The organism is Mesorhizobium sp. M0923 (assembly GCF_040319365.1).
Lineage (GTDB): Bacteria > Pseudomonadota > Alphaproteobacteria > Rhizobiales > Rhizobiaceae > Mesorhizobium.
On sequence record NZ_JAMYNW010000001.1, the window covers coordinates 732,700 to 751,268 of the forward strand.

Below are 18,569 nucleotides of genomic sequence, written 5' to 3' on the forward strand. Positions count from 1 at the left end.
CCTCTTCTTAGCTCTTGCGCTGATGGCGCGAGCGCAGGATGAACTTGTCGGTCGCCTTGTTGGACCGCGTCTTCTTGCCCTTGGTCGGCTTGCCCCAGGGCGAAACCGGATGGCGGCCACCCGAGGTGCGGCCTTCGCCGCCGCCATGTGGATGGTCGACCGGGTTCATGGTCACGCCGCGATTGTGCGGACGCTTGCCGCGCCACACGGTGCGGCCTGCCTTGCCGTCATTGATGTTGCCGTGGTCCGGGTTGGACACGGCACCGACAGTGGCCATGCAGGAGCCGTGGACGACACGCTGCTCGCCCGAGTTGAGGCGCAGGATCGCCATGCCCTGGTCGCGGCCGACAAGCTGGCCATAACCGCCCGCCGAGCGGGCGACCTGAGCGCCCTTGCCAGGCTTCAGCTCGATATTGTGGACGATCGTGCCGACCGGCATCGAGGCCAGCGGCATCGCGTTGCCCGGCTTCACGTCGACCGATTCACCGGCCACGATCTTGTCGCCGGGAGCCAGACGCTGCGGGGCGATGATGTAGGACAGCTCACCATCGTCATACTTGATCAGCGCGATGAAGGCGGTGCGGTTCGGATCGTATTCGATACGCTCGACCGTGCCGACGACGTCGAACTTGCGGCGCTTGAAGTCGATGATGCGGTAGGTGCGCTTGTGACCGCCGCCGATGAAGCGTGCCGTGATGCGGCCGTAATTGTTGCGGCCGCCCGATTTGGTCAGGCCTTCGGTCAGACCCTTGACGGGCTTGCCCTTGTAGAGGCCCGAGCGGTCGACGATGACCAGCTGACGGGTGCTCGGCGTTACCGGGTTGAATTTTTTCAGTGCCATTGTTCTGTCCTCGCGACCTTGCTCAGAGACCCGTCGCGACGTCGATCGACTGGCCGTCGGCCAGCGTCACAACCGCCTTCTTGACGTCGCTCTGGCGGCCGATCGTGCCGCGGAAGCGCTTGATCTTGCCCTTGCGGACAAGCGTGTTCACGGCCATCACCTTGACGCCGAACAGCGCTTCGACGGCGGCCTTGATTTCCGGCTTCGACGCCTTCTTGGCGACGTTGAAGACGACCTGGTTCTGCTCGGAAGCCATGGTCGACTTTTCGGTGATCGCCGGCGAGACGATCACATCGTAATGACGAAGGTCGGTCATTTGAAGCGCTCCTCGAGAGCCTCGACGGCGGCCTTGGAAAGGACCAGCGTGCCGCGGCGCAGAATGTCGTAGACGTTGATGCCCTGGATGGGCAGCACGTCGATGTTCGGGATGTTGGTCGCCGCCAGCTTGAAATTCTTGTCAAGCTCGGCGCCGCCGATCACCAGGGCGTTGCTCAGGCCCAGCGTCGCGAAATTCGCAATCAGTGCCTTGGTCTTGGCCTCGGTCAGCTTCAGCTCGTCGATGATGATGATCGACGCACTCTTGGCCTTGGCCGAAAGCGCATGCTTGAGACCGAGCGCACGCACCTTCTTCGGCAGATCGTGCTCGTGGCTGCGCACGACGGGGCCGTGGGCCTTGCCACCGCCGCGGAACTGCGGAGCGCGAGCCGAATGGTGACGGGCGCGGCCGGTACCCTTCTGCTTGTACATCTTGGCGCCTGTGCGGGCGATTTCAGCGCGGCCCTTGGCCTTGTGGGTGCCCTGCTGCTTCTTGGCAAGCTGCCAGCGCACGACGCGCTGCAGGATGTCCTCGCGCGGATCAAGGCCGAAAATCTCTTCGGAGAGCTTCAGCTTGCCGGCGTCCTTGCCGCCAAGCGTTGTAATCTTGAGGTCCATTATTCCGCTCCCTCTGTGGCCGGGGCCTCGTTCTTGGCGGCACCATCGGTCGCAACGGCGCGGATCGCGGCGGGCTTCGGCGCATTGGCCGGAAGCGCCACCTTGGCCGCGTCGCGGACCAGGATCCATGCACCCTTCGAACCCGGGACCGCACCGCGGATCAGGATCAGGCCGCGATCGGCGTCGGTCGAGACGACCTCGACATTCTGCGTGGTGACGCGGGTGTCACCCATGTGGCCGGCCATATGCTTGCCCTTGAACACCTTGCCCGGATCCTGGCGCTGGCCGGTCGAGCCGTGCGTACGGTGCGACACCGAGTTGCCGTGCGTCGCGCGGCCGCCACCCATGTGGTGCCGCTTGATGACGCCCTGGAAACCCTTGCCGATCGTGGTTCCCGTCACATCGACCTTCTGGCCGACGACGAAATGCTCGACGGTGATTTCGGCGCCGACATCGATCATGTTGTCGGCGGAGACGCGGAACTCGGCAACCTTGGCCTTGGGCTCGACGGAAGCGGTCGCGAAATGGCCGCGCATCGCCTTCGACGTGTTCTTCACCTTGGCAAGGCCAACGCCGAGCTGGACGGCGGTATAGCCGTTCTTCTCCTGCGTGCGCTGCGCCACGACCTGGCAGTTCTCCATCTGGAGAACAGTGACGGGAACATGTTCCCCGGCATCGTTGTAGATGCGGGTCATTCCCACCTTCTTTGCAATCACACCTGAACGCATCGGTTCAATTCCTTTAGAGTTCCCTGTCGGGGCTGTCGCCCCTCCACGCCTCTTGTTCCTTCAGAGTTCCGGGTCGCCCCGCTGACCTCTGGTTCCTTAGAGCTTGATCTCGACGTCGACACCGGCGGCCAGATCGAGCTTCATCAAAGCATCGACCGTCTGCGGGGTCGGGTCGACGATGTCGAGCAGACGCTTGTGCGTGCGCATCTCGAACTGCTCGCGGCTCTTCTTGTCGACGTGAGGCGACCGGTTGACCGTGAACTTTTCGATCCGCGTCGGCAGCGGAATGGGGCCGCGGACGTTGGCGCCGGTGCGCTTGGCGGTCGACACGATTTCCCGTGTCGAGGCGTCGAGCACCCGGTGATCAAACGCCTTCAGGCGGATGCGGATATTCTGTCCGTTCATGCGTCACTTCCTTGTTCTGGCGCGGCGCGGGCAGCGCCCGCGACAGATCGGTTTAAGTCCAAATTACTCTTTGATGGTGACGACGATGCCGGCACCGACGGTGCGGCCGCCTTCACGGATGGCGAAGCGCAGCTTCTCTTCCATGGCGATCGGCACGATCAGCTCGACATCGACGGTGATGTTATCGCCCGGCATCACCATTTCGGTGCCTTCCGGCAGCGACACGATGCCGGTTACGTCCGTCGTGCGGAAATAGAACTGCGGACGGTAGTTGGTGAAGAACGGCGTGTGACGGCCGCCCTCGTCCTTGGTCAGGATGTAGGCTTCGGCGACGAACTTCTTGTGCGGCTTGACGGTGCCGGGCTTGGCCAGAACCTGGCCGCGCTCGACGCCTTCACGGTCGACACCGCGCAACAGCGCGCCGATGTTGTCGCCGGCCTGGCCCTGGTCGAGCAGCTTGCGGAACATCTCGACGCCCGTGCAGGTCGTCTTGGTGGTCGGACGGATGCCGATGATCTCCAGCTCCTCGCCGACCTTGACGACGCCGCGCTCGACGCGGCCGGTCACCACCGTGCCGCGGCCCGAAATCGAGAACACGTCCTCGATCGGCATCAGGAACGGCTTGTCGAGCGGACGAACCGGCGTCGGGATGTAGGCATCGACCGCCGCCATCAATTCGCGGATCGCGTCCTCGCCGATCTTCTTGTCAGAATCTTCAAGTGCGGCAAGCGCCGAACCCTTGACGATCGGAATGTCGTCGCCGGGGAACTCGTTCTTGGTCAAAAGCTCACGCACCTCGAGCTCGACCAGCTCGAGCAACTCGGCGTCGTCGACCTGGTCGACCTTGTTCAAGAACACCACGATCGACGGCACGCCGACCTGGCGGGCCAAAAGGATGTGCTCGCGGGTCTGCGGCATCGGGCCGTCGGCGGCCGACACGACCAGGATCGCGCCGTCCATCTGCGCGGCACCGGTGATCATGTTCTTCACATAATCGGCGTGGCCGGGGCAGTCGACATGGGCATAGTGGCGGGCAGCCGTCTCGTATTCGACGTGTGCCGTCGAAATGGTGATGCCGCGTGCCTTTTCTTCCGGCGCCGCATCGATCTGGTCGTAGCGCTTGTATTCGCCAAAATACTTGGTGATCGCCGCCGTCAGCGACGTCTTGCCGTGGTCGACGTGACCAATCGTGCCAATGTTCACATGAGGCTTAGTGCGCTCGAATTTACCTTTTGCCATGTGATCTCTCCATTCCTGCCAGCCCGTGCGGGCCTTGAATTAAGTTACTGGTGCAACTCGTTTCGAGTTACGCGTATTTCTTCTGGACTTCCTGGGCGACCGCGGTCGGGACCGGTTCGTAATGGTCGAACTGCATCGTGTAGGCCGCGCGGCCCTGGCTCATCGAGCGAAGGTTGTCCACGTATTTGAACATGTTGGCGAGCGGCACCATCGCGTTGATGACCACCGCGACGCCACGGGCTTCCTGGCCCTGGATCTGGCCGCGACGGCCGTTCAGGTCGCCAATGACGCTGCCGACGTAATCTTCCGGCGTCACCACTTCGACCTTCATGATCGGCTCGAGCAACTGCACGCCCAACTTCGGCGCTGCTTCACGGAAGCAGGCGCGGCCGGCGATTTCGAAGGCCAGAACCGAAGAGTCCACGTCGTGGTAGGCACCATCGATCAGCGTCGCCTTGACGCCGATCATCGGGAAGCCGGCGAACGGGCCCGAGGTCATGACGCTGTTGATGCCCTTTTCGACACCGGGGATGTATTCCTTCGGCACAGCGCCGCCGACGATCTTGGTTTCGAACTCGAATTCGCTGCTTTCCGGATTCGGCTCGAACAGGATCTTGACGCGGGCGAACTGGCCGGTACCGCCGGTCTGCTTCTTGTGCGTGTAGTCCTGCTCGTGCTTGCGAGTGATCGTCTCGCGATAGGCCACCTGCGGCGCGCCGACATTGGCCTCGACCTTGAACTCGCGACGCATGCGGTCGACGATGATGTCGAGGTGAAGCTCGCCCATGCCGGAGATGATCGTCTGGCCGCTTTCCTCGTCGGTCTTGACGCGGAAGGACGGATCCTCGGCGGCCAGGCGGTGAAGGGCGAGGCCCATCTTTTCTTGGTCGTTCTTGGTCTTCGGCTCGATGGCGATCTGGATGACCGGATCGGGGAATTCCATGCGCTCGAGGATGACCGGATGCAGCGGATCACTGAGCGTGTCGCCGGTGGTCGTGTCCTTGAGACCAGCGAGGGCGACGATGTCGCCGGCAAAAGCCTCTTCGACGTCGGCGCGCGAATTCGCATGCATCTGCAGCATGCGGCCGATGCGCTCTTTCTTGCCCTTCACGGTGTTGTCGACCGAGATGCCCTTGGTGAGCTTGCCCGAATAGATGCGGGCAAAGGTGAGCGAACCGACGAACGGGTCGTTCATGATCTTGAAGGCAAGCATCGACAGCGGCTCGTTGTCGTCGGCATGACGCTCGATCTCGGCGTCGGTCTTGGCGTCGACGCCCTTGATGGCCGGGACGTCGGCCGGCGACGGCAGATATTCGACGACGGCGTCGAGCAGCGGCTGCACGCCCTTGTTCTTGAAGGCCGAGCCGCAGAACATCGGATAGAACTTCACCGCGATCGTGCCCTTGCGGATGAGCGCACGGATCTCGTCGTTGCTCGGCATCTTGCCTTCGAGGTAATTCTCGAGCGCCGTTTCGTCCATTTCGACGGCGGCCTCGATCATCTTCTCGCGGTATTCTTCGGCACGAGCCTTGAGGTCGGCAGGGATCTCGACGATGTCCCAGGCAGCGCCCAGCGTCTCGTCGCGCCAGACCAGCGCGTTCATCTCGACGAGGTCGACGACACCCTTGAACTCGGTCTCGGCGCCGATCGGCAGCTGCATGACGACGGCATGCGCACCGAGGCGCGAACCGATCATCTCGACCGAGCGGTAGAAGTCGGCGCCGATCTTGTCCATCTTGTTGCAGAAGATCATGCGCGGAACGCGATACTTGTCAGCCTGGCGCCAGACGGTCTCCGTCTGCGGCTCGACACCGGCATTGGCATCGAGCAGCGCGATGGCGCCGTCGAGCACGCGCAGCGAACGCTCGACCTCGATGGTGAAGTCGACGTGGCCGGGGGTGTCGATGATGTTGAAGCGATACATCTTGCCGTCGCGACCCTTCCAGAAGGTCGTGGTGGCGGCCGACGTGATGGTGATGCCGCGCTCCTGCTCCTGCTCCATCCAATCCATGGTCGCAGCGCCGTCATGGACTTCGCCGATCTTGTGCGACTTGCCCGTGTAATAGAGGACGCGCTCGGTGGTCGTCGTCTTGCCGGCGTCGATATGCGCCATGATACCGAAATTGCGGTAGTCTTCGATTTTATATTCGCGGGCCATGGGAGGTGCCTCTTCAGTCTCGTTCGCGCTTTACCAGCGGTAGTGCGCGAAAGCGCGGTTGGCTTCTGCCATCTTGTGGGTATCTTCACGCTTCTTGACGGCGGTGCCGCGGTTGTTGGCCGCGTCCATCAGCTCGCCGGAGAGGCGGTCGACCATAGTGGTCTCGTTGCGGTTGCGGGCGGCGGCGATCAGCCAACGGATGGCCAATGCCTGACGGCGCTCGGGGCGCACGTCGACCGGAACCTGGTAGGTGGCGCCGCCGACGCGGCGCGAACGCACTTCCACATGCGGCGCGACATTGTCGAGCGCCTGATGGAAGACGGTGACCGGTTCCTGCTTGGTCTTGGACTGGACCTGGTCGAGCGCGCCGTAGACGATGGTCTCGGCAACCGACTTCTTGCCGTCATACATGACGGCGTTCATGAACTTGGTGACGATCAGATCGCCGAACTTCGGGTCCGGATTGATCTCACGCTTTTCTGCACTGTGACGACGGGACATTTTTTCTCTGCCTCAATTCTACGCGGTGGCCTGGATCCCGGATCGTCGCTTGACGCCGCCCGGAACGACCTTGGCTACGCTTCGGTCACTTCGGACGCTTGGCGCCGTATTTCGAACGGCGTTGCTTGCGGTTCTTCACGCCTTGCGTGTCGAGCACGCCGCGGATGATGTGGTAACGGACGCCCGGAAGATCCTTGACGCGACCGCCGCGGATCATCACCACCGAGTGCTCCTGAAGGTTGTGGCCTTCGCCGGGGATGTAACCGATCACTTCAAAACCATTGGTCAGGCGGATCTTGGCCACCTTGCGCAGCGCCGAGTTCGGCTTCTTCGGCGTCGTGGTGTAGACGCGCGTGCAGACGCCCCGCTTCTGCGGGTTCTGCTGCATGGCCGGGACCTTGTTGCGCTTCACCGGCGCAATGCGCGGCTTGCGGATCAGCTGGTTGACGGTAGGCATTAAACCCTCTTGTCTCTCAATTCCGTGTCTCGCCCGGTCAGGGCCGCTCAAAGCGTCATTTCCATACGCAAATTCGGGCCACAAACCGCGCCTCGCGGTCTTGCCCGAACAAATGGCAGAGGAAGCGGAAGCCGCTTCATGCACGCCGGAAATGTCTTTTCGCTCGTAAAACGAACCCTGTTTGAGGCAAACTCCAAAGCGTGTCGCTTCGGAAGCAAGAGCCTCACATCGGTTCTGACTGGGCGGCTTCTACTCGTATGGCCACTGTCCGTCAACCCCGGAGCGGCAAATATTGCGCTGAAACCGAGGCGTGGCAGCCATGCGAAAAATGCATGTAATTTTCTTGCGCCGTTTTTCAAGAGGAAGGCAGAAAGTGACCGGCTTGCGGCTGTTTCCGGGCCGTGCTTCGTGCGAAAAGGCGGCATGAACAGCCCAAACCCCCTCGCCCGGAGGTACGAACCCGTGAATGACAATGAGGAGCGCCCAGTCACCATTATTACCGGCCGGGTGTGGAAGCGCAAAGGCGGTAAGCCGGAAGGCGTGCATCTGATGCTGGTCGCGCCGGACGACGATTCTGCGGTGCGCCGTGCTCTCGAATCGCTTGCCGCGGAAGGTTATGCCGAGGCCGAGCTCGACCAGATCGGCGATATGGACGGCGTGCCCGACGACGAGCCGCATCTGTCCGCCTATCAGGGCGCGCTCGAAGGCGAAGTGTCGATCGTAACGTTCGATGTGCCGATCTGAAGAGATCTGAATCGCGGTCGATCTCACGAGCCGGCGACAAAAACCCGGCGACTTGCCCCCCACAAGTTCTCTGCTAAGAAGCGACCTCTGGCAAAACCAAGCACACTCAACCTGCGGAGCTCCCATGTCCTCTAATCCCATCAAGCTCGGCATCGTCGGCGTGGGAAAGATCGTCCGCGACCAGCACCTGCCGGCCTTGGCGAAGGACCAGGATTATCGCCTAGTCGCCGCAGCCAGCCGCCACGGCAAAGTCGATGACATCCCGAATTTTCCGACGATCGAAGCGATGCTCGACGCGATGCCGGAGCTCGAGGCGGTGTCGCTGTGCATGCCGCCGCAGTTTCGCTATGACGCCGCACGCACCGCGCTGGTGGCGAAAAAGCATGTCTTCCTGGAAAAGCCGCCCGGCGCGACGGTCAGCGAGGTCGAAGACCTGAAGGCGCTGGCGGCAGCGAACGGTGTCTGCCTGTTCGCCAGCTGGCATTCACGCTATGCGCCGGCTGTCGAAGCTGCACGTGCATTCCTCAACTCGACTAGGATCAGGTCGGCTGCCATCAACTGGAAGGAAGACGTGCGCCGCTGGCATCCGAATCAGGAATGGATCTGGGCTCCCGGCGGCTTTGGCGTCTTCGATCCCGGCATCAATGCGCTGTCGATCGCTACCCACATTTTGCCGCCGATGTTCATCAGTTCGGCAGAACTCGATTTCCCCGAAAACCGCGCTGCCCCGATCGCCGCCCATATCGTCTTCCGCACTTCGAACGGTCTGCCGGTGACGATGGAACTCGACTGGCGCCAGACCGGGCCGCAAAGCTGGGACATCCTGGCCGATACCGAGGCCGGATCGATGGTGCTTTCTGGCGGCGGCTCAAAGCTCGCCATCGATGGCCGCGTCGTTCACGAGGAGCCGGAAGCCGAATATCCGATGCTCTACAAGCGCTTCGCCGAGATCGTGCGCGCGGGCACCTCCGACGTCGATCTCGCGCCCCTGCAGCATGTCGCTGACGCCTTCATGCTCGGCAAGCGCAATGTGGTTGAAGCTTTTTTCGATTGACCAGCGGGCGCCGGCCGGATCGCAGGTCCGGCCGCTCACCGCCTAAGTTCAATTGACGATCGCTATGGCAAAGCCGTCATAGCCCTTGGCGCCAACAGTCTGGATCGCGGTACCTTCCAGACGCTTGTCGCTGCCGATGAACGAGAACGCCGCGCGTGCCCCTTCGACATTGGCGTCGCGGCCATCTTCGTTCACCACCGCGCCGTCACGGATGACATTGTCGCAGACGATGACAGTCCCCGGCCTCGAAAGACGCATCGCCCAGGACAGATAGTGCTGGTTGTTCGGCTTGTCGGCGTCGATGAAGATGAAGTCGAACGGCCCGGCATTCTCGGCGCCTAACGCGGCAAGCGATTGAAGCGCCGGTCCGACCCGCAGTTCCACGCGGTCAGATACCCCTGCCCGTTCAAAGTTCGACCGCGCGACACTGGCGTGGTGCGGATCAAGCTCGAGCGTCACGACCTTGCCGTCCACGGGCAACGCTCGCGCCATCCAGATTGTCGAGTAGCCGCCCAACGTGCCGATTTCGAGTACCTTCTTCGCTCCCTGCATTCGCGCAAGAAGTGACAGCAGCTTGCCTTGTGCCGGGGAAACATCGATCGGCGGTAGGCCGTGGTCATGGTTGGCCGCCAGAACGGCATCGAGGGCGGGATCCGCCTCGAAAAGAGCCTCGACAATGTAGCCGTCGACAGAAGCCCAGATCCTCCTGCTCATCCGTTGTCCTCCGATCCGATTGGGGAACCACAATGCGAAAAGGGGCCACTTGGGCCCCTTTTCTATCTTCTCTTACTTGCGCGCTTACTGCGCGGCGGTAACCATGTCGGTCAGCATCGGCTCGGCGACCTCGACGCCGGACGCCTTGCGGCGCTCGTCGATGATCAACTCGTCGCGCGAGGTGGCGATGCGCCGGATCTGGCTCATCGTGCCGCCGGTGCCGGCCGGGATGAGCCGGCCGACGATGACGTTTTCCTTCAGCCCCTGCAGCATGTCGGTCTTGCCGGCAACCGCAGCTTCGGTCAGCACCCTCGTCGTCTCCTGGAAGGAGGCGGCGGAGATGAAGGACGGCGTCTGCAGCGAGGCCTTGGTGATGCCCAGCAGCACCGGCTGGCCTTCGGCCGGCTTCTTGCCCTCCTCGACCAGGCGCTCGTTGACCTCTTCCAGTTCGATCACGTCGACGTGGTCGCCCGGAATGTAGGTCGAATCGCCCTGCGTGGTGATCTCGACCTTCTGCAGCATCTGGCGAACGATCACCTCGATGTGCTTGTCGTTGATCGACACGCCCTGCAGGCGGTAGACCTCCTGGATCTCGTTGACGAGGTAGGAGGCAAGCGCCTCCACGCCCTTGATCGCCAGGATGTCGTGCGGCGCCGGATTGCCGTCGAGGATATAGTCGCCCTTCTCGATGACGTCGCCGTCCTGGAGATGGAACGGCTTGCCCTTCGGGATCAGGTATTCGACCGGCTCAAGCGTCGAGTCATGCGGCTCGATGATGATGCGGCGCTTGTTCTTGTAGTCGCGACCGAAGCGGATCGTGCCATCGATCTCGGCGATGATGGCGTGATCCTTCGGACGGCGTGCCTCGAACAGTTCGGCCACACGCGGCAGACCGCCGGTGATGTCCTTGGTCTTGGCGCTTTCCATCGGAATACGCGCCAGCACGTCGCCGGGGCGAACCTGTGCGCCGGGTTCGACCGAAAGAATGGCCTCGACCGAGAGCAGGAAGCGGGCGTCGCCACCCTTCGACAGCTTGCCGACCTTGCCCTTGGCATCCTGGACGACGATCGCCGGCTTGAGGTCGTTGCCGCGTGGCGTCGAACGCCAGTCGATGACCTCGCGCTTGGTGATGCCGGTCGATTCGTCGGCGGTTTCCTGAACGGAAATGCCATCGACCAGATCTTCGAACGCCACCCTGCCCTCGATTTCGGTGAGGACCGGGCGGGTATAGGGATCCCACTCGGCAATACGCTGGCCGCGCTTCACCTTGTCGCCATCGTCGACGAAGATGCGCGAACCGTAGGTGACGCGGTGCGTGGCGCGTTCCTTGCCGGCCTCGTCGAGGATCAGCACCGCCATGTTGCGACCCATGACCATCAGCTGGCCGTCGGAGTTGCGCACCACGTTGCGGTTGCGGATCTCGACCTTGCCCTCGTACGAGGCTTCAAGGAACGAGGAATCCACCACCTGCGCCGTGCCGCCCATGTGGAAGGTACGCATGGTGAGCTGGGTGCCCGGCTCGCCAATCGACTGCGCCGCGATGACGCCGACAGCCTCGCCCTGGTTGACAGGCGTGCCGCGGGCCAGATCGCGTCCGTAACAGACCGCGCAAACGCCGACCCTGACCTCGCAGGTTAGCGCCGAACGGATGCGGACAGACTGCACACCGGCCTTTTCGATCAGTTCCACGTCACGCTCGTCCATCAGCGTTCCGGCCTTGACCAGAACCTCGCCGGTGACCGGGTGAGTGATATCGTCGAGCGAGGTGCGGCCGAGAACGCGCTGACCAACCGAAGCGACGACCTGACCGGCATCGACGATCGGCTGCATGGTGAGGCCCTTGTCGGTGCCGCAGTCGAGCGAGTTGACGATGCAGTCCTGCGCCACGTCGACAAGACGACGCGTCAGGTAACCCGAGTTCGCCGTCTTCAAGGCGGTGTCGGCCAGACCCTTGCGGGCGCCGTGGGTCGAGTTGAAGTACTCGAGCACGGTCAGGCCTTCCTTGAAGTTCGAGATGATCGGCGTCTCAATGATTTCACCGCTAGGCTTGGCCATCAGGCCGCGCATGCCGGCGAGCTGGCGCATCTGGGTGGGCGAGCCGCGCGCACCGGAGTGCGACATCATGTAGATCGAGTTCATCGGCTTCTGACGGCCGTTGTCCTCGAACTCGACCGCCTTGATGCGGGCCATCATTTCGTCGGCGACCTTTTCCGAGCACTTGGCCCAGGCGTCGACGACCTTGTTGTACTTCTCGCCCTGGGTGATCAGGCCGTCATTGTACTGCTGCTCGTATTCCTTGGCCAAAGCCTCGGTGTCGGACACCAGCTTGATCTTGGCATCCGGGATCAGCATGTCGTCCTTGCCGAACGAAATGCCGGCACGGCAGGCGTGGCTGAAGCCGAGAGCCATGATGCGATCGCAGAAAATGACCGTCTCCTTCTGACCGCAATGGCGGTAGACGGTGTCGATCATCTTGGAGATGTTCTTCTTGGTCATCTCCTGGTTGGCGGTCTCGTAGGGCACGTTGACGTTCTTCGGCAGCAGCTCGCCGATGATCATGCGGCCAGGCGTGGTGTCGTGGATCTTCGATACGACCTTACCGTCGGCGTCGACCGTGCGGAAGCGCCCCTTGATCTTGGAATGCAGCGTTACCGCCTTGGTCTCGAGCGCATGCTGGAGCTCGCCCATATCGGCAAACACCATGCCCTCGCCCGGCTCGTTCTGGTTGACGATCGACAGATAGTAGAGACCGAGAACCATGTCCTGCGACGGGACGATGATCGGCGCGCCGGAAGCCGGGTGCAGGATGTTGTTGGTCGACATCATCAGCACGCGAGCCTCGAGCTGCGCTTCCAGTGACAGCGGCACGTGGACCGCCATCTGGTCGCCGTCGAAGTCGGCGTTGAAGGCCGTGCAGACCAGCGGGTGAAGCTGGATCGCCTTGCCTTCGATCAGGATCGGCTCGAACGCCTGGATGCCGAGGCGGTGCAGCGTCGGCGCGCGGTTCAACAGCACCGGATGCTCGCGGATGACCTCGTCGAGGATATCCCAGACCTCCGGACGCTCCTTTTCGACCAGCTTCTTCGCCTGCTTGACGGTCGAGGAGTAACCCTTGGCGTCGAGACGGGCGTAGATGAAGGGCTTAAACAGCTCGAGCGCCATCTTCTTCGGCAGGCCGCACTGGTGCAGCTTGAGCTCGGGACCGGTGACGATGACCGAGCGGCCGGAATAGTCGACGCGCTTGCCGAGCAGGTTCTGGCGGAACCGGCCCTGCTTGCCCTTCAACATGTCGGACAGCGACTTCAGCGGACGCTTGTTGGCGCCGGTGATGACGCGGCCGCGGCGGCCATTGTCGAACAGCGCATCGACGGCTTCCTGCAGCATGCGCTTTTCATTGCGCACGATGATGCCGGGCGCGCGCAGCTCGATCAGCCGCTTCAAGCGGTTGTTGCGGTTGATGACGCGGCGGTAGAGGTCGTTCAGATCCGACGTAGCGAAACGGCCGCCGTCCAGCGGGACAAGCGGACGCAGATCCGGCGGGATCACCGGAACCACCTTCATGATCATCCATTCCGGACGGTTGCCGGATTCCATGAAGTTCTCGACGACCTTGAGACGCTTCAGATACTTCTTATGCTTGAGCTCGGAGGTGGTCGAAGCCAGTTCCGAACGCAGATCGCCGGCGATCTTCTCGAGGTCCATGCCGGCCAGCAGGTCGTGGATCGCCTCGGCGCCGATCATGGCGGTGAAACTATCCTCGCCATATTCGTCGACGGCCATCATGTACTCTTCCTCGCTGAGCAGCTGGTGCTCCTTCAGCGCGGTGAGGCCGGGTTCGGTGACGATGTAGTTCTCGAAGTAAAGGACCCGCTCGATGTCCTTCAGGGTCATGTCGAGCAGCGTGCCGATGCGCGACGGCAGCGACTTCAGGAACCAGATGTGGGCGACCGGTGCCGCCAGCTCGATATGGCCCATGCGCTCGCGGCGGACGCGCGACAGCGTGACTTCGACGCCGCACTTCTCGCAGATGACGCCCTTGTACTTCATGCGCTTGTACTTGCCGCACAGGCACTCATAGTCCTTGATCGGACCAAAAATGCGCGCGCAGAACAGGCCGTCACGCTCCGGCTTGAAGGTGCGGTAGTTGATGGTCTCCGGCTTCTTGATCTCGCCGAATGACCAGGACAGAATCTTCTCAGGGCTGGCAAGCGAGATCCGGATGGAATCGAACACCTGCGCAGGCGCCTGGGGGTTGAAGAGATTCATGACCTCTTGGTTCATGCCGTTCTCCTTTTCGGGGTCCTCGAAAACCCCTTGCATCTAGCGCGGGCCAAACGCCCGCCGACTTGATCGGCCATCGGCCGAGAATTTGGTGCGTCCGGTCGCGGGAAGGCCGCGGCCGGACGTCTTGCTTACTCGGCCGCGTCGGGCAGCCGGATCGGGTTGTCGTCGAGCTTGGTGTTCTCCAACTCGACATTGAGGCCGAGAGACCGCATTTCCTTAACGAGAACGTTGAAGCTCTCGGGGATGCCGGCCTCGAATGTGTCGTCGCCTCTGACGATCGCCTCGTAGACCTTGGTGCGGCCGGCGACGTCATCCGACTTCACCGTCAGCATCTCCTGCAGCGTGTAGGCGGCGCCGTACGCTTCAAGCGCCCAGACCTCCATCTCGCCAAAGCGCTGGCCACCGAACTGCGCCTTGCCGCCCAGCGGCTGCTGGGTAACGAGCGAGTACGGCCCGATCGAACGCGCGTGGATCTTGTCGTCCACAAGGTGGTGAAGCTTGAGCATATATATGTAGCCCATCGTCACTTTGCGATCGAACGGTTCGCCGGTGCGTCCGTCATAGAGCTGCGACTGACCGCTGGTGTGCAGGCCCGCCTGCTCCAGCATGATGTTGATGTCGGCCTCGTGCGCGCCGTCGAACACCGGTGTCGCGATGGAGACGCCGCGGCGCATCTGCTCGCTGAGGCGAACGATGCTCTCGTCGTCATATTCGCGGACCGGCTCGTTGCGGTCATTGGCCGGCATGAAGCTCTCAAGCGTCTTGCGCAGCGGCTTGATGTCGCCCGCCGTCTTGTACGCATCGATCAGATCGCCGATCTTCTTGCCCATTCCGGCGCAAGCCCAGCCCAGATGCGTTTCCAGGATCTGGCCGACATTCATGCGGCTCGGCACACCCAGCGGGTTGAGCACGATGTCGGCATGCGTGCCGTCCTCGAGGAAAGGCATGTCCTCGACCGGAACGATCCGCGACACGACACCCTTGTTGCCGTGCCGGCCGGCCATCTTGTCGCCGGGCTGCATCTTGCGCTTCACGGCCACGAAGACCTTGACCATCTTCATGACGCCCGGAGGCATCTCGTCGCCGCGCTGCACCTTCTCGACCTTGTCCATGAAGCGCTGCTCGAGCGCCTTCTTGGAATCGTCGTACTGGCCACGCAGGGCTTCCAGTTCGCTCTGGAGCTTTTCGTTCTCCACGGCAAACTGCCACCACTGCGAACGCGGATACTCGTCGAGCGTGTCCTTCGACAGCTTCGAGCCCTTCTTGAAGCCCTTCGGCCCGGCAATCGCCTCCTTGCCGACGAGAACGTCGGAAAGGCGCGAATAGACGTTACGGTCGAGGATCGCCTGCTCGTCGTCGCGGTCCTTGGCGAGGCGTTCGATCTCCTCGCGCTCGATCGCCATGGCGCGCTCGTCCTTCTCGACACCGTGGCGGTTGAAGACGCGCACTTCGACGACGGTGCCGAAGGTTCCCGGAGGCATGCGCATGGAGGTATCGCGCACGTCCGAGGCCTTTTCACCGAAGATGGCGCGCAGCAGCTTTTCTTCCGGCGTCATCGGGCTTTCGCCCTTCGGCGTGATCTTGCCGACCAGGATGTCGCCCGGCTGCACTTCCGCACCAATGTAGACGATGCCGGCCTCATCGAGGTTCTTCAGCGCTTCTTCCGAGACGTTCGGGATATCGCGCGTGATCTCCTCCGGCCCGAGCTTGGTGTCGCGGGCCATGACTTCGAACTCCTCGATGTGGATCGAGGTGAAGACGTCGTCGGCGACGATGCGCTCGGACAAGAGGATGGAATCCTCGTAGTTGTAGCCATTCCACGGCATGAACGCGACCAGCACGTTGCGGCCGAGGGCCAGATCACCGAGCTCGGTCGACGGGCCGTCGGCGATGATGTCGCCCTTGTTGACCCGGTCGCCCATGCGCACCAGCGGACGCTGGTTGATGCAGGTGTTCTGGTTCGAACGCTGGAACTTCATCAGCCGGTAGATATCGACGCCGGACTTGCCGGGATCGAGATCTTCCGTGGCGCGGATGACGATACGCGTCGCGTCCACCTGGTCGACGATGCCGCCGCGGCGGGCGCCGATGGCGGCGCCCGAGTCACGGGCGACGATCGGCTCCATGCCGGTGCCGACGAACGGCGCTTCGGCGCGCACCAGCGGCACGGCCTGACGCTGCATGTTCGAGCCCATCAGCGCGCGGTTGGCGTCGTCGTTCTCAAGGAACGGAATCAGGGCCGCGGCCACCGACACCATCTGCTTCGGCGACACGTCCATCAGATCGACGTTTTCGCGCGGCGCCATCATCACTTCGCCGGCGTTACGGCAAATGACGAATTCGTCGACGAAATGACCATTCTTGTCGAGCTCGGCATTGGCCTGCGCGACGTGGTGCTTGGCCTCTTCCATAGCCGACAGGTAGACGACCTCATTGGTCAGCTTGCCGTTGACGATCTTGCGGTACGGGCTCTCGATGAAGCCGTATTTGTTGACACGCGCGAAGGTCGCAAGCGAGTTGATCAGGCCGATATTCGGGCCTTCCGGCGTCTCGATCGGGCAGATGCGGCCGTAATGCGTCGGGTGCACGTCGCGCACCTCGAACCCGGCACGCTCGCGGGTCAGGCCGCCCGGTCCAAGCGCCGACAGGCGGCGCTTGTGGGTGATCTCCGACAGCGGGTTGGTCTGATCCATGAACTGCGACAGCTGCGAGGAACCGAAGAACTCGCGCACGGCGGCAGCCGCCGGCTTGGCGTTGATCAGGTCCTGCGGCATCACCGTGTCGATCTCGATCGAGGACATACGTTCCTTGATCGCGCGCTCCATGCGCAGCAGGCCGACGCGGTACTGGTTCTCCATCAGCTCGCCGACCGAGCGCACGCGGCGGTTGCCGAGATTGTCGATGTCGTCGATCTCGCCCTTGCCGTCGCGCAGTTCGACCAGCGTCTTGACCACGGCCAGGATGTCGTCCTTGCGCAGCACGCGCACGGTATCCTCGGCCTTGAGTTCGAGGCGCATGTTCATCTTGACGCGGCCGACGGCAGAAAGATCATAGCGCTCGCTGTCGAAAAACAGCGAGTTGAACATGGCTTCGGCGGTCTCGAGCGTCGGCGGCTCACCGGGGCGCATGACGCGGTAGATGTCGAACAGCGCGTCCTGGCGGCTCTCGTTTTTGTCGACGTTGAGCGTGTTGCGGATATAAGCGCCGACATTGACGTGATCGATGTCGAGAACCTTGATCTCGTCATCGCCGGTGCCGAGAAGCACTTTCAGCGTCTTTTCATCGATCTCGTCGCCGGCTTCGAGGAAAATCTCGCCGGTGCCATAGTTGACGATGTCCTCGGCAAGGTAGTTGCCGAGCAGATCCTCGTCGGTCGCCTTGATCGCCTTAAGACCTTTTTCGCCAAGCGCCCTGGCCTGGCGGGCAGTGATCTTCTTGCCGGCCTCGACGACGACCTCGCCGGTGTCGGCGTCAACCAGGTCACCAACGGCCTTGAGGCCGCGGAAACGCTCGACGTTGAAGGGAATGCGCCAATGGTCGCCGGCGCGCTTGTAGGTGATTTTGTTGTAGAAGGTCGACAGGATCTCTTCGCCGTCCATGCCGAGCGCCATCAGCAGCGACGTCACCGGAATCTTGCGGCGGCGGTCGATACGGGCGTGCACGACGTCCTTGCTATCGAACTCGATGTCGAGCCACGAGCCGCGATAGGGAATGACGCGCGCGGCAAACAGAAGCTTGCCGGACGAATGCGACTTGCCCTTGTCATGGTCGAAGAAGACGCCCGGCGAACGGTGCATCTGCGAGACGATGACGCGCTCGGTGCCGTTGACGATGAAGGTGCCGTTCAAGGTCATGAGCGGCATGTCGCCCATGTAGACGTCCTGCTCCTTGATGTCCTTGATCGACTTCGCGCCGGTATCCTCGTCGATATCGAACACGATGAGGCGCAGCGTCACCTTGAGCGGCGCCGCATAGGTCAGGTCGCGCTGGCGGCATTCGTCAACGTCGAATTTGGGTCCTTCGAACTCGTACTTCACGAATTCCAGCATCGAGGAGCCGGAAAAATCGGAAATCGGGAAGACCGACTTGAAAACTGCCTGCAGCCCCTCGTCAGGACGCCCACCGTTGGGCTCCTCCACCATCAGGAACTGGTCATAGGATGCCTTCTGAACCTCGATCAGGTTCGGCATCTCCGCAACTTCCGGGATCTTTCCGAAAAATTTGCGTACGCGTCTGCGGCCATTGAAAGTCTGGGTCTGGGCCATCGTCGCTCCTTAGCTCAATTCTCGGGACGAGCCTCGCCGCGGCTCGCCTTGCATCTCGGGCCACCTCGGCGGCCCTGTCTTGTTGCCCGCCGCCTGTCGGCGGCTTCTTGTCTTTTCACCCACCACCAATTGGCGGTGGGCCAGAAACGGGAGAAAACCCGTTTCCTGAAGGCCGGTTTGCGGCCCTCAGGAAAGAGGTTTTCGCACTCTTCGCGCCATGAGCCTCCCCTCGACGTGAAGGGAGTG

14 protein-coding genes are annotated in these 18,569 nt (G+C 62.4%); 2 read left to right on the forward strand and 12 right to left on the reverse strand.

The features are described from left to right. Positions 1-7 precede the first annotated feature (7 nt). The 9 genes from rplB to rpsL all read right to left on the reverse strand — a co-directional run bounded on the left by rplB (position 8) and on the right by rpsL (position 7,262). Positions 8-841 carry a 50S ribosomal protein L2 gene (gene rplB / locus NKH89_RS03575; RefSeq protein ID WP_023675138.1) on the reverse strand — a complete coding sequence of 278 codons (834 nt, stop codon included), beginning with the start codon at positions 839-841 and terminating at the stop codon, positions 8-10. Between the two features lie 22 nt (positions 842-863). Next, on the reverse strand, positions 864-1,157 hold the full coding sequence (locus NKH89_RS03580) for a 50S ribosomal protein L23 (protein ID WP_006205465.1): 294 nt from the start codon (positions 1,155-1,157) through the stop codon (positions 864-866). Further along, complete coding sequence (gene rplD / locus NKH89_RS03585) at positions 1,154-1,774, reverse strand: 50S ribosomal protein L4 (RefSeq protein WP_023675140.1); 621 nt, start codon at positions 1,772-1,774, stop codon at positions 1,154-1,156. The genes NKH89_RS03580 and rplD overlap by 4 nt, the downstream gene beginning before the upstream one ends. Next, positions 1,774-2,502, reverse strand: a complete 729-nt coding sequence (rplC, locus tag NKH89_RS03590) for a 50S ribosomal protein L3 (RefSeq protein ID WP_023717519.1) — start codon at positions 2,500-2,502, stop codon at positions 1,774-1,776. Before rplC ends, rplD begins: the two co-directional genes overlap by 1 nt. Positions 2,503-2,598: 96 nt before the next feature. Continuing rightward, positions 2,599-2,907, reverse strand: a complete 309-nt coding sequence (rpsJ, locus tag NKH89_RS03595) for a 30S ribosomal protein S10 (RefSeq protein ID WP_006205468.1) — start codon at positions 2,905-2,907, stop codon at positions 2,599-2,601. A gap of 63 nt (positions 2,908-2,970) precedes the next feature. Beyond that, positions 2,971-4,146: an elongation factor Tu gene (gene tuf, locus NKH89_RS03600; protein ID WP_127294065.1), complete on the reverse strand. Its 1,176-nt coding sequence runs from the start codon at positions 4,144-4,146 to the stop codon at positions 2,971-2,973. Between the two features lie 67 nt (positions 4,147-4,213). Beyond that, entirely contained in the window at positions 4,214-6,304 is a 2,091-nt protein-coding gene (gene fusA, locus NKH89_RS03605; RefSeq protein ID WP_254817148.1) for an elongation factor G, read from the reverse strand. A 30-nt stretch (positions 6,305-6,334) separates the two neighbouring features. Continuing rightward, positions 6,335-6,805 (reverse strand): 30S ribosomal protein S7, encoded by a 471-nt coding sequence (rpsG, locus tag NKH89_RS03610; RefSeq protein WP_008875664.1) that lies wholly within the window; start codon positions 6,803-6,805, stop codon positions 6,335-6,337. Between the two features lie 85 nt (positions 6,806-6,890). After that, on the reverse strand, positions 6,891-7,262 hold the full coding sequence (gene rpsL, locus NKH89_RS03615; RefSeq protein ID WP_006333356.1) for a 30S ribosomal protein S12: 372 nt from the start codon (positions 7,260-7,262) through the stop codon (positions 6,891-6,893). A 462-nt stretch (positions 7,263-7,724) separates the two neighbouring features. On the opposite strand from rpsL, the gene NKH89_RS03620 reads away from it, so the two are divergent. Both NKH89_RS03620 and NKH89_RS03625 read left to right on the forward strand, forming a co-directional pair. Further along, a complete protein-coding gene (locus NKH89_RS03620) occupies positions 7,725-8,006 on the forward strand; it encodes a transcriptional regulator (RefSeq protein WP_023721675.1) in 282 nt (93 codons plus the stop codon). Between the two features lie 124 nt (positions 8,007-8,130). Then, positions 8,131-9,060 (forward strand): Gfo/Idh/MocA family protein, encoded by a 930-nt coding sequence (locus tag NKH89_RS03625; RefSeq protein WP_352908407.1) that lies wholly within the window; start codon positions 8,131-8,133, stop codon positions 9,058-9,060. 48 nt (positions 9,061-9,108) lie between these two features. Here NKH89_RS03625 and NKH89_RS03630 read toward each other — a convergent pair whose 3' ends face one another. The 3 genes from NKH89_RS03630 to rpoB form a co-directional block, all read right to left on the reverse strand. Continuing rightward, on the reverse strand, positions 9,109-9,774 hold the full coding sequence (locus tag NKH89_RS03630) for an O-methyltransferase (protein WP_352908408.1): 666 nt from the start codon (positions 9,772-9,774) through the stop codon (positions 9,109-9,111). Positions 9,775-9,858: 84 nt separating this feature from the next. Further along, positions 9,859-14,055, reverse strand: a complete 4,197-nt coding sequence (gene rpoC, locus NKH89_RS03635) for a DNA-directed RNA polymerase subunit beta' (RefSeq protein WP_352908409.1) — start codon at positions 14,053-14,055, stop codon at positions 9,859-9,861. A 131-nt stretch (positions 14,056-14,186) separates the two neighbouring features. Continuing rightward, positions 14,187-18,323 carry a DNA-directed RNA polymerase subunit beta gene (rpoB, locus tag NKH89_RS03640; protein ID WP_023721670.1) on the reverse strand — a complete coding sequence of 1,379 codons (4,137 nt, stop codon included), beginning with the start codon at positions 18,321-18,323 and terminating at the stop codon, positions 14,187-14,189. Between the last annotated feature and the right edge of the window lie 246 nt (positions 18,324-18,569).

Excerpts from the sequence above, each read along its gene's own strand:
- fusA (WP_254817148.1), bottom strand. The coding sequence starts at position 6,304 with ATGGCCCGCGAATATAAAATCGAAGACTACCGCAATTTCGGTATCATG.
- tuf (WP_127294065.1), bottom strand. The coding sequence starts at position 4,146 with ATGGCAAAAGGTAAATTCGAGCGCACTAAGCCTCATGTGAACATTGGC.
- rpsL (WP_006333356.1), bottom strand. The coding sequence starts at position 7,262 with ATGCCTACCGTCAACCAGCTGATCCGCAAGCCGCGCATTGCGCCGGTG.
- rplB (WP_023675138.1), bottom strand. The coding sequence starts at position 841 with ATGGCACTGAAAAAATTCAACCCGGTAACGCCGAGCACCCGTCAGCTG.
- NKH89_RS03630 (WP_352908408.1), bottom strand. The coding sequence starts at position 9,774 with ATGAGCAGGAGGATCTGGGCTTCTGTCGACGGCTACATTGTCGAGGCT.
- rpoC (WP_352908409.1), bottom strand. The coding sequence starts at position 14,055 with ATGAACCAAGAGGTCATGAATCTCTTCAACCCCCAGGCGCCTGCGCAG.
- rplC (WP_023717519.1), bottom strand. The coding sequence starts at position 2,502 with ATGCGTTCAGGTGTGATTGCAAAGAAGGTGGGAATGACCCGCATCTAC.
- rpsG (WP_008875664.1), bottom strand. The coding sequence starts at position 6,805 with ATGTCCCGTCGTCACAGTGCAGAAAAGCGTGAGATCAATCCGGACCCG.
- NKH89_RS03580 (WP_006205465.1), bottom strand. The coding sequence starts at position 1,157 with ATGACCGACCTTCGTCATTACGATGTGATCGTCTCGCCGGCGATCACC.
- rpoB (WP_023721670.1), bottom strand. The coding sequence starts at position 18,323 with ATGGCCCAGACCCAGACTTTCAATGGCCGCAGACGCGTACGCAAATTT.
- rpsJ (WP_006205468.1), bottom strand. The coding sequence starts at position 2,907 with ATGAACGGACAGAATATCCGCATCCGCCTGAAGGCGTTTGATCACCGG.
- NKH89_RS03625 (WP_352908407.1), top strand. The coding sequence starts at position 8,131 with ATGTCCTCTAATCCCATCAAGCTCGGCATCGTCGGCGTGGGAAAGATC.
- rplD (WP_023675140.1), bottom strand. The coding sequence starts at position 1,774 with ATGGACCTCAAGATTACAACGCTTGGCGGCAAGGACGCCGGCAAGCTG.